Source organism: Bradyrhizobium cytisi (genome assembly GCF_008123515.1).
In the GTDB taxonomy this organism is placed as follows: Bacteria; Pseudomonadota; Alphaproteobacteria; order Rhizobiales; family Xanthobacteraceae; genus Bradyrhizobium; species Bradyrhizobium cytisi.
The window spans coordinates 1-11402 of record NZ_VSSR01000093.1 but is presented as its reverse complement, the minus strand read 5'-3'; the positions used below and the strand labels follow the sequence as shown (position 1 = coordinate 11402).

Genomic DNA, 11402 nt, shown 5'->3' with positions numbered 1-11402 from the left:
GATCTTGCTCAGTTCGTTCATTTGTGATCTCCGGCAGTGGCGATTGCTCGGGCGATTAGTCGGGCGAGTCGCAGCACGAGATGTGCGCGCTGCTCTTTATCGAGGGCCTACGGCCCCGCGCTGAGGTGGTGGGTCGAGAAAGCTTAGCTGCTGCATGGCTGTCCTCCGATTCCGGTGGCAGGACAGTATGCGCGGCATCCAATTGCCGCAGCAAAGCGTCGACGATCGTCCGGGCGTGCAGCAGCTCGGCGTGGGAAGCCAGGAATGCCGCTGGAGCGCATTGCGGGCTTGCACGCGGTAAATGTTGTGCGATAGGCAGATCTGTCCACGCGGCCGGTACAAGGGCACGGGTACCATCGGGCAGTACAAGCGTCAGATGAAGTTCGCCGCGTCGATGACACCAGCCAAGCACATTAAGCGCAGATCCCTCAAAGGGATGGCGCGACCGAACGATGGTTACCTGATCGGGATAGTCGTCGAGATGATGAGCGCGGTGGCGGGTAGTCTGTCGAGTAGTCTTTCGACAACATCGACTGGGAGTTATTGATGCGAGCGGTGCGTCGTCATACCGACTGCGCATGGGTGCTGCTCTACATCGAAAGATGGCTGAAGGCACCCGTGAGCATGCCGGATGGCGCGCTGGTCAGCCGAGAGAAGGGGACCCCGCAAGGGGCAGTCGTCAGCCCAATCTTGGCAAATCTTTTCCTGCACTATGCGTTCGATCGTTGGATGAAGGAAAATAATCCAGACATTCCGTTCGAGCGCTACGCGGATGATGCCATCTGTCACTGTCGCAGTGAGGCGCAAGCGCTTTCATTGCGGCAAGCGCTGGAAGCGCGGCTTGCGGCGTGTAAGTTGGAATTGCATCCGCAAAAGACGAAGATTGTGTACTGCAAAGACTCGAACCGACCGAACGGTTATCCGGAGCAACGCTTCGATTTTCTGGGCTTTACGTTTCGACCCCGACAATCGATGAATCGCGCTGGAAAGCTGTTCGTCAGTTTCTCTCCTGCGGTCAGCGACAAAGCGGCCAAGGCGATGCGCGAAGACGTGCGTCGCTGGAAGCTGCATCATCGCAACGATCTCGACTTGGAGAAAATCGCCCAATGGGCACGGCCTATTCTTGTTGGCTGGGTCAACTATTACGGGCGTTTTCATCGTTCGGCGCTTCGCAGGGCACTGCGCACAGTAGATCCATTTATCGTGCGCTGGGCACAGCGGAAATACAAAAGACTTCGGGGACACGCAAAGCGAGCGTGGGGCTGGTTGCGCGGGGTCAAATCCCGCCAGCCGAACCTGTTCGCCCATTGGTCCACGGAATCTCCGGTTGGGGCGATAGGAGCCGGATGAGTCGAGAGACTCACGTCCGGTTCTCGGAGGGCGTGGGGGTGGGATTCCCCCGCGCTACTCGACTATCTGCGAGCCTACGAAACCTTGGCGAGGCACGACATTCGATTGGCCGGTCTCGATTTTTACAACGGACGACGTCCGCATTCGGGTCTTGACGACATGACCCCGGATCAAGCCTACTTCAACCTTCCGCCGGCCCGCGCGGCGGCCTAACCCCGGCAGAGGCTCCTCTTTATCGACGCGGGGATTCGGTTCAGACAAACGGGACCAGCTCTCTATCGCCAAAATTTGGTGAGGGCCGGGCACGCGGCGGCGGTTTTAGGCTGACGGTCGGTCGGCTTGGCGATGACCTCGATCCCGTTGTTGAATGGCAAACCGAGAATGAGTTTTGGCAAGGGTTGTGGCCATCGAGACAGGGCCAGTTTTTCTGGGCGCTCTCGACCAGTTTGAAGACCATCGCGCGCGGTCTTGTTGGATAGGCAGTCCTTCGATGGGATCGTGCGGTGGCGCACGGTGCCGAAGGTGCTTTCGATGGGCTTGGTCGTGCAGGTGTTTCCAATACTCGGCCGAGAAGCCCTAAAAACCAGCAGCATGTCTCGATCGTCAGTCGGCCGCCTTCTCTTATTTCAGCGTGTAGCTTTCGATGAAGGCGTCGAACGCCAGCTCGGCTGTGGCCTTGGTTTCGGACATCCGGATCTCCTGCAATACGCGTTTGCCTCGGGTGCTGGCTCTTCGCTAGGTTGGCAAGAACGTTAGCGGTCCTGTGCACCCAGCAGCGCTGCTCGCGCGTTTGCGGCCAGACCTCACCGGCCGCTTTCCAGAACAGAGTATAGCGCGACAATCTGGATTGGAAGCGTTCCATCCTAATTGCCGCGCCGCACCCGAGTGCGCCATCGGCGATGACGAGCTGCGAGGTCACGTCGAGCCCGCGCCGCTCATATCGAGCAGCAGATCGCGCCCATGCTGCGCGCTCTTCCGGGCACCATCGCTGAAGCCGACCAGTTCCTTGCCGCCTTCCGGCGTCGCCGATCAGTACGAGGATGCATTGCTTTTCATCTTCAGGCGAGCTTCGAGATGGAAGCCATCAACACAGATATAGACGTAACGCTTGGCGGACGCGGCGGCCGCGCGATCGCGTGCACGCGATTGGTAGACGGCGACCGGACCGATACCGGTCGTCACCTCGCGCTACGACAAGGTGGCCGTGACAGACGACGCGCTGGTTGCCGTCCGGGGTCTTCAAATCGGCATGCTGGTCGAGCAAGTATGCGACCTCGGCCTCGACCGTCTTGGCGAGCAGGGCACGCGCCCGCTTGTGCAAGACTTCTGTCAGCTGATCCTCGAAGTTCTTGGCTAAATCAGCTGGATGACGCTATCGTTGGACAGCGCATATCGCTCCTTCGGTGGAGAAGTGGGGCGTCAAGCACGCCACGATATGCCGCCTTCCCGATTCCCGCCATCACCAACTTTGGGCGATAGCTCACTCGGCGACGGTGTCTCCGTCTTTGGGAGCTGCAAAACACTTTAGCTCACAGCTGCGCTTAGCACCGAATGATGGGATCTCCGCCGAGAAGGTGCTGCATTTTCGGAAACCCCGTTGGGCAGTCGCACCTGCTTGCCGACGTAAGTGTTGGAAGCACCGAGTGAGCGCATTCTAGCCGTGGTCCCCGGCGCGCATCGGCAAGGCCAAGGCGGTGACAAAGCCGTGCGGTCACGAAATGGAGTACTTCGATCCGCGCTTCCTTCTGCGTAACGTGTTATCAGTCACGGGTGAGGTATCATGTCCATCGACGAGCCAATCCTTCGGAGCTGCTTCGCAGCTTCAGCTCCCTGGTATCCAATCCAGCGATCTCCTATCGACAGCGCTGGCAGGTCGAAACTCCGGAACTCCAGCTTGAGCTGCGCTATCCACGCCGCAATCTGACGTCAAACTTCGCGGGCCCTTTGCAGATCGCGGCTCAACGTAATTTATTCCAGAACCATGCAACGTTCTGCCATTCACCGTGCACGCGTGCCACTTCGTGTAACACTGCGACACGCTGAAAGACAGGATCAATGCTTTTTATACTTCCGATATTCTTTTCATATGCGTTTGAGACTAGTAGTCGTAGTCCCAAACTGGCAGCCGTTTCAATCAAATATGCAAGCATAAGTCCACCGAGTCCTTTCCCTCGATGATTCTCATCAATGTAGCGGGATATCTCGGCGACGCCTGTATATTCGGGGCGCAGAGAAAATCTACTCAAGGAGCACCAGCCAATCACTGTATGATCTTCGATCTCATAGACGAACACTGGATAGGGATCTTGATGTTCATTGAGCCAGGTGATCCTTTCGTTTTGAGTATCTGGAGCGATTGGATTTATAGCAAAGACGCCCGGCTTGATCGCTTGATTGTAGATCTTTACGATATCGTGGGCATCAGCAAAAGTAGCGCGTCGGAACATTCGCCTGACCGTCCGTTGTTATGCGTGCGTGCTGGGCATTGCAGCGCGCCATGCGCTGTAGGAGTCCACACCCCCGCTGCTTTTCTCGTCCTCTGCATCAAAAGATTCGTTTACCTGCGGAGAGCCGCCTGTGTGCTCAACACGCGGAACAAGCCACAATCGCATATGTCCGCACAAGCTACGGAATCTGGTAGGTTGCCGCGTTGCTCGGAGGCCGGCACTCAGTTATCTATCCATACTGCGAAATGAGACTGGAGGACCTCCCATGTCGTACCAGGTGCGCCGATTACAAGCAGGTGACCTCCCAAGCGTGACTGAGATCTACAACGCAGCATGTCGCGCAAGGGAATCAACGCAAGGAATGCGTCCCTGGAGCGTCAAGGAAATGGACGAATTCATAACCGAATCCCGTTTAGGAGTTGAGGCGTATACTTGCGCAAATAATGGCGCCGTGGTTGGTTGGGCGGCCTTCACGCCGTATCGCGTCAGGGAAGACGTTAGACATACAGCCGAGATGTCGATCTATGTTCAACATTCCGCTCGTCGAAAGGGCGTCGGCTGCGCGCTTGCCCACACTCTTCTAAATCGAGCAAATATCCTTGATCTGCACTGCATTTTGGCGATGACGTTTGAAGATACGCCCGAGGTTGTTTCGTTTATAGAGAAACGTGGATTCTCACGCGCCGGCTGCTTTCCAGAGGTCTTCTCGAATGGCGGGAAGCATTCCGACATTTTGATCTTTGAAAAGCTTATTACCGTAGCTGACGCCACCATCGGTTCTGATTTGTATTAGGATCGCACATGCGCTGCAGTGGGACGAACGACGTCCGCTGTCGTTGCGAGATAGGGGCTCTCCGCAGTCCCGATTGATGTGCAAGTTTTCGATCTGCACGTTTCGAAGAGCTAACAGCATACCTGCTGATCCTGCATACTATCCCCACAAAAGGAGTCTGTAGCAGCTATTGAAGAACCGCTCTCCAGAGACCGGCTGCCGTGACTCATTGGCTCGAGAAGGTCGGCGATGATGCCATCGAGCGCAGCTCTGCGAGAGGGGACGAACGACCCGTCATGGCAGCTATCCCAAAGCCAGCGCATCCCAAGGCGCTCGAGCGGGCATTTGGCTTCCTCAAGACGGCCGCGACAAGAGAGGACCTGATGTCCTAGTCGCGTCGAATGGGCCTTTACCGAGCTGCCAGCCGCGGCTTCCGAAGCTACTGGCGCAGGCAGCCGGCCGCAAACGTGCCTGGGTTCGGCAACGCGTTTGCCGATCGCTCTGCGTATGATCGGGTGGACGTCTGGGACAAGGCTTTTCTGCAAGCTCGTGAAGGAGGCACATCTCAGGGTCTTGCAGGTGCATGGCGAAATCGCCTTTTGGGGTTCTCAACGGCGCGTTTGACGAGGGAGTCCGCATGCGTGTCATGCGCTTTGTCCGGAAATGGCGCGAGACTGGCGCGGCAAAGCGCAAGCGGCAGGGCGGCGAAGATCGCTCGCGGCGCATCGAGAGTCATGAGTTCTTATGAGTGTGATCGATGCCAAGTCGGACATAACCTTGATTTAGATCGCCGAGATGCTCAAATCGGAATTTGAGCCCGCGTTTGCACCGAGCTTGATTGGGCGCTTGCTCGGCCGTCATGAGGCGCAACATTCAAAAAAAAGGCGCGCTCACAGCCGAACAGCACAAGCCCGACGTTCCGGCGGCGGGCCAGGCTTGGCGCGAAGTCCGACCGCAGCTTGATTCTGACAAGCTGGTCTTTTTCGACGAGACCGGCACAATAGCGCGGCTTTACAGTCGGTGAAACGCGGTCCGACGTCGCCAGGCCGCAGTCCCGCATGGTCATTGGCTGACCACGACCTTCACCGCTGGTCTACGCTGCACTACCGTTACCGCGCCGCGACGGACCTATGAACGGCTCGGCCTTACTGCCTATGTCGGACGGTGTTGGTACCCACCCTCACTCCGGGCGAAATCATTGTCTTGAACAATCTGGCGGTACACAAAAGTGCCACCGTCCGGATCGCCATTGAGGTCCGCGGCACGCCAGCCTCCTGCTGTCGACGCCCTACCCGCCCGATTCAATCAGATCGAGAACGCTTACGCCAAATTCAACTCGCGCCTTGCGCAAAGTCGTAGCCAGGACGGTCGAAACGCCCCAATCTGCCATCACCGAGCCTTACCAAAGTAGTTCCCTGCCGCAGGATAGATCAACTGATCGGAACTGCCACACTCTTCTTCCAAAAATCTACCTGTCTCGCAGACCAGATCTAAGCGGATCTCCTGCAGGACAAGCTTCAGTGGAAGGTGAGAATTCTGTCCAGCGCGGCTGAGGGATCGCCGCGGCATTTGTCGTTATCGCGCGCAACTGGGCGCTGGTCATTGTCCACTCTCTGACAGCGATAGGACGGCTGTAGGGCAGAATCGGCATTCCTGTGGCGCGAACATCTCTCAAAACGGCTCAGAAGCTTAGTAGCTCCGTTGGCATACTAGTTGCCAAGCTAGGAAACATGCAGTGACAGGAGAGCCGGATGTATTCACACGCGCAGGATTCTGACAAGCTCGAGATGACCAATGCTAAACGTAATCTTCGATCACTCTTCGAACCGGACGGAGTTGCCGTGATCGGTGCCTCACCCAAACCGAGCCTCGCGAAAAACATCCTTAACGGTATTGTGTCTTCCGGCTTTGCTGGAAAAATTGCTGCCGTTAACCCAAACTACGCAAAGGTTGACGACGTGGACTGTTACAGCTCCATCTCAAATGTTCCGTTCCACATCGACCTCGCCGTGCTATGTGTTCGGGCCGAGAACATTCTTGCTGTTCTGGAGGAATGCAAGCAAAACTCGGTCGGTGTCGCGCAAATCATCTCGAGCGGATTCGCGGAACTCGACTCTGAGGAAGGTCGCACAAGGCAGCAGCAAGTTCAGCGCTGGGCAAACGACTCGACGGCACCAGTCGTCATTGGTCCCAATACTCTAGGAGTAATCAATCTGCACCGGCCGATAATTGCCGTAGGAGACAGCAAGACATCCGAAATCGTGCCAGGAGCCGTCAGTGGTGTCTTCCAAAGCGGACAGATGATTACGATGATGCATCCGCTAATGGGAAGGGGTATTGGGATCAGCAAGATCGCGACCACTGGTAACGAAGTCAGCGTCACGACAGCCGAACTAATCGATTTTTTCGCTGACGATCTGCAAACCAAAGTCATCGTCAGCTACTGCGAGGGCATTAAGGATCCAGAAAACTTCGCCATTGCCTGCACGCGGGCAAGGCAACGAGGCAAACCCGTCATTATGTTGCGCGTCGGCGCTCATCCCGAGGTGCGAAAGGGAATAAACCGACATACGGCAACAGAGGCCACGAACACCTACGAACGTGACATCCGTTTGTTGGACGACCTAGGCGTTATCACGGTTGATTCCGCCGAGGACTTGGTCGAAACCGTCGTGGCATTCAACGCGTGCCGCAAGCCGCGTGGCAATCGCGTAGCATTTGCAAGTTTTTCAGGTGGAATGGGCAATATCATGGCCGACCTGATCTTGTCGACGCGCAGCTTGAAACTCGCTTCATTCTCCAACCAGTTGCGCAAGCGACTGGCAGATGTTCTTCCGAGATTTGCGAACTGCTTCAATCCGCTAGATCTGAGTGCTCAGAGTGCTTTTGATACTGAAATCCTGATCCGTTGCATGCAGCTGCTCGGAGAGAGCGGTGAGTTCGACATCCTTGTTTGGGGCAAGGACTTGCCGATGAGCATCGAAGACGAGTCTCCAGTTGGCCTCGCTCTTAGTCAGCTAATGGCACAGTATCCGGAAGTTGTTATCATGCCAGTCTCCCAAATGACCGGCCCATATCGCGGCATAGAGATCGGTGGAGGCCCGCCCATGTTCGGCGGTCGAGCGATTTTGCAAGGTACGGCCGTCTCGGTTCGAGCCCTGGGCAAAGTGATCGCGTGGCATGCCTTAGCGTCTTGACCGGCGCTGCCGAAAAGCATGCTGCAGGTTCAGCAATGAGAAAGGGCCACGTTCCTCTTCGTCACGGGTCGGATGAGCACAAGCGAGTTCACCCTCGAAACGCAACGAAGATGATCTGCAAGGGCTTCTCGAAAAGACGGTGACCAAGTACATCGTGACTAGCACGCGCGATCAGTCCGTTGGACCGAAGGCCTCCACGCGCTGATGGGGGCGGCGGCCGATCACGCTCTTGCGTCCGCCCGGTCGTGGATCCAGCGCCATTCGGCAGAGGCCGCGTGGGTGAGGTATATGCGCGCCGAACGGTTGCCTGTCATCAGCCCCAGAACCCGGGTCGCAACGCGATAATGGGAATCACGGAACTTATGTGCGTCAGTTCAGCAAAGTCGACCATCGGGTCAGATCCATGTTCAGTTAGCGATGGTCCTAGAGCCACGGAGAGTGGCGGTCGACGGTCATGGCTCGGACGTGTCATTCGGCTTGCAATATTGACCCCCGCATTGCCTCATCCAGAATGTTACTGGACAACTTCTCGCCGATGATTGGGTCGGTGCCATCGAATCGGTTCGGTGGCGTCTATGGCGAGAAAGATCAGCATGGGCGCGCGGCGGGAGGTGCTGTCGACCGTAACGGAACGTTACGAGTCGGCCAAACGGGCGGAGAAGGGGCGCATCCTCGATGCGCTGTGCGCGACGACGGGCTGGCCGCAAGCATGCGGTGCGCGCGCTTCGGCGGAGCGCAACAGTTGGACCGGGAAGATGGAGGCGCCCGGAGAGCGCAAGCGCAGATATGGCGCGACGATCAAGGACGCGATGACGGCCCTGTGGGAGGCGTCAGATCGGGTATGCGGTAAGCGGCTCAAGGTGATGATCCCGACCTTGCTGCCGGCGCTCGAGCAACATGGCCGATTGCAGCTTGGTGAGGCCGACCGTGCTCGTGTTCTGGCGATCAGCGCCGCAACCATTGACCGCTTGCTCGTCGATGTGAAGATTGCGGCGAGCGGCGGCAGGCGGCGCCGTGCCGGATTCTATTCGGCAATCCGGCGCGAAGTCCCGATCCGCACGTTCAATGACTGGAACAGTCCGGTGCCCGGCTTCTGCGAGGTCGACATGGTCGCGCATGGCGGCACGTCGGTGGCCGGCTCGTTCATCCAAACCCTGACGATGGTCGATGTCGCCACCGGCTGGACGGAGTGCCTGCCGTTGCTGACGCGGGAGGGTTCGCTCGTCGTCGAGGCGATCAACCGCGCCCAGTGCCTGTTCCCCTGGTTGTTGCGCGGCGTGGACTTCGACAACGACAGCGCCTTCATGAACGATGTTGTTGTGCCATGGTGCCGCGAACAAAAGCTCGAAGCCACACGCTCGCGCGCCTACAAGAAGAACGATCAAGCCTTCGTCGAGCAGAAGAATGGTGCCGTCGTCCGCCGCCTCATGGGCTATGGCCGCTTCGACGGCGTCGACACGGCCCGTGTGATGGGCCGTCTCTATGCGGCGGCTCGGCTCTACGTCAACTTCTTCCAGCCGTCGTTCAAGCTGAAGGAGAAGCGCCGCGAAGGGGCTAAAGTGATCAAACGGTATCATCTCCCATCGACGCCCTATGAGCGTGCACTGGCACATCCCAAGGTGACCGCGGACGTGAAGAAACGGCTGCGCGATCAGTATCGTTCGCTCGATCCGGTCGTGCTGTTGGCTGAGATTCGCGCGACCCAGGACGAACTCGGCAATCGCGTTGATCGTCGTGCCGGACACGCGGGTGACCTGCAGCGCGCCTCCACGACCACCACGCCAACAAGCGCAGCCACTTTCGCCAAGACGCTCGGAAAGAGGGTGACGGCCGGCGAGCCGCGTGCCACCCACCGGCGAACTCGTCGGCCCTATAAAACCAGGATTCGCATGCCGTCCAAGCTCGACCCACATATTGCCGCGATCGAGGGCTGGCTGGCAGAGCAGCCGCAGCTGACGGCGCTCGCCATCGTCGGCCGGCTGAGCGAGATTCAGCCCGAGGAGTTCGGGGCAAGACAGCATTCGATTGTGCAGCGCCTGCTGAGGGCGCTTAGACGGAAGACGGCCGACCAAGTGGTCGCCGCTGCCCCACTGCCCGGGGTTGTGGACGGCTCGGGCTATGTAGGGCCCGACCCGCCCACAGCCCCTCTCGTCGAGCAAGCCGGGAAAGCCACCTGGCGCGGCCGATCAGTCGAGGTCGCATCGACCTGTGCAATGGCGCCATAGGGTAACATTCGCTCATGCGGCAATACGGGGGGTCAAATTTGAACACGATGACGTAATTGCGGTCGGCGCTCTTGGCAGGCAAGCTCCGTTATTATCGAGCCCTCGCAATCAAATGATTTGAAGGAGCTCCCATGAAGCAGTACGTCTCTCACAGAGAGAAACAGCTGTGTGCGTTGTCAACGAGACTGGTCAAGTAATCTTCGAAGGAAAAGCCAAGTCTAATCCTGGTGCCTTGACTGACCTGCTTCGCAAACATGCGCCTCATGCCGAGCGTATCGGCTTCGAGACCGGTGCGATGGCGAGTTGGCTATGGCATGAACTCCGCACGGTTGAGCTTCCTGTGGTCTGCATCGATGCTCGGCATGCGCACGCAGCCTTGTCGGTCCGAATGAACAAGAGCGATCAGAATGATGCGCGGGGCCTTGCCGAACTGGTGCGAGTTGGATGGTATCGGGAGGTCAAAGTCAAAAGTGAGGAAAGCCAGAAGATCCGCGCGATCCTTGTCGCCAGATCTCGGCTAGTGTCCATGCGCCGAGACATCGAGAACCAGGTTCGCAGCTTGATCAAGGAATGTGGATTACTATTCCCTCGCGCGGTCGGCCAACAGTTCCGCAGCCAGGTCAGCGAACTCTTGGGCGTTGACCATTTGCTTCTCAGCGTGATATCGCCGCTGCTCTCAATCCATGAGAACGTTTGTCAACAAGAAGGTAAGTTCGACAACGAGGTCCGCCGGTTGGCAAAGCTGGACGAGACGACGCGTCGCCTGATGACGGTCCCGGGGGTCGGTGTCGTGACGGCCCTAACGTTCCGCCACACGATCGATGACCCCTCGCGCTTCCGATCAGCTTCGACGGTCGGCGCCTGCCCTTGGCCTTACGCCGAGGCGCAGCCAATCCGGTGAAACAGACAACAACGGAAAGATATCTCGATGGGGCGACCGGCTTCTCCGAACTTACTTGTCCGAGGCCGCCACTGTCCTTCTTTATCGAACCAAAAAGTGGTCTTCCCTACAGGCCTGGGGCATGAAGCTCGCCAAGCGAATTGGCATGAAGAAGGCAAAGGTCGCCATCGCCCGAAAGATCGCCGTGATTCTCCACTGCATCTGGGTCGATGGCACATCGTTCGACTGGGGCCAGCCGAAGCCAATTTGATATTTGCTCGCAAGTTCCTGGTCCGGTCCGCCGGACTGGCGATGTCCCGCTGGGACGGTGGTCGTGGTGACCTCGGTCAATCGGCTGGTGGCGGTTGGCCCGCACTCCGCTGCAAACGTTGAGGCGCCCGATCCGGACATCATCATGAGGCGCTCGCGACCTCGGAAAGGACCATGACCCCAGCTAGGACATCAACCCAACCCCGCTGAAGCGGCCAACGACATCGATTGCCAATCCCGCTAGGGTCCAGACTCAATTGA

5 protein-coding genes and 3 pseudogenes are annotated in these 11402 nt (G+C 58.0%); 6 read left to right on the top strand and 2 right to left on the bottom strand.

What is annotated here, in order from left to right:
- The first annotated feature begins 528 nt into the window (after positions 1–528).
- Complete coding sequence (locus FXB38_RS39480; protein ID WP_283812817.1) at positions 529–1350, top strand: reverse transcriptase domain-containing protein; 822 nt, start codon at positions 529–531, stop codon at positions 1348–1350.
- 63 nt (positions 1351–1413) lie between these two features.
- Positions 1414–1563 (top strand): annotated as a pseudogene (locus FXB38_RS44265) (integrase core domain-containing protein); the annotation flags it as partial.
- 62 nt (positions 1564–1625) lie between these two features.
- On the opposite strand, the pseudogene FXB38_RS39475 reads toward FXB38_RS44265, so the two are convergent.
- Positions 1626–2736 (bottom strand): annotated as a pseudogene (locus FXB38_RS39475) (transposase).
- Between the two features lie 572 nt (positions 2737–3308).
- Positions 3309–3797, bottom strand: a complete 489-nt coding sequence (locus tag FXB38_RS39470; RefSeq protein ID WP_148756305.1) for a GNAT family N-acetyltransferase — start codon at positions 3795–3797, stop codon at positions 3309–3311.
- 265 nt (positions 3798–4062) lie between these two features.
- On the opposite strand from FXB38_RS39470, the gene FXB38_RS39465 reads away from it, so the two are divergent.
- From FXB38_RS39465 to FXB38_RS39450, 4 genes and pseudogenes are all read left to right on the top strand, one after another.
- Complete coding sequence (locus FXB38_RS39465) at positions 4063–4590, top strand: GNAT family N-acetyltransferase (protein ID WP_148756304.1); 528 nt, start codon at positions 4063–4065, stop codon at positions 4588–4590.
- 1730 nt (positions 4591–6320) lie between these two features.
- Positions 6321–7766, top strand: coding sequence for a CoA-binding protein (locus tag FXB38_RS39460; protein ID WP_148756303.1), 1446 nt, complete (start codon positions 6321–6323; stop codon positions 7764–7766).
- Positions 7767–8341: 575 nt separating this feature from the next.
- The gene (locus FXB38_RS39455; protein WP_148756302.1) at positions 8342–9991 is read left to right on the top strand and encodes an integrase catalytic domain-containing protein; all 1650 of its coding nucleotides are present in this window, start codon (positions 8342–8344) and stop codon (positions 9989–9991) included.
- Between the two features lie 166 nt (positions 9992–10157).
- Positions 10158–11142, top strand: a pseudogene (locus tag FXB38_RS39450) (IS110 family RNA-guided transposase).
- Positions 11143–11402: the final 260 nt, after the last annotated feature.

Excerpts from the sequence above, each read along its gene's own strand:
- FXB38_RS39470 (WP_148756305.1), bottom strand. The coding sequence starts at position 3,797 with ATGTTCCGACGCGCTACTTTTGCTGATGCCCACGATATCGTAAAGATC.
- FXB38_RS39465 (WP_148756304.1), top strand. The coding sequence starts at position 4,063 with ATGTCGTACCAGGTGCGCCGATTACAAGCAGGTGACCTCCCAAGCGTG.
- FXB38_RS39460 (WP_148756303.1), top strand. The coding sequence starts at position 6,321 with ATGTATTCACACGCGCAGGATTCTGACAAGCTCGAGATGACCAATGCT.
- FXB38_RS39455 (WP_148756302.1), top strand. The coding sequence starts at position 8,342 with ATGGCGAGAAAGATCAGCATGGGCGCGCGGCGGGAGGTGCTGTCGACC.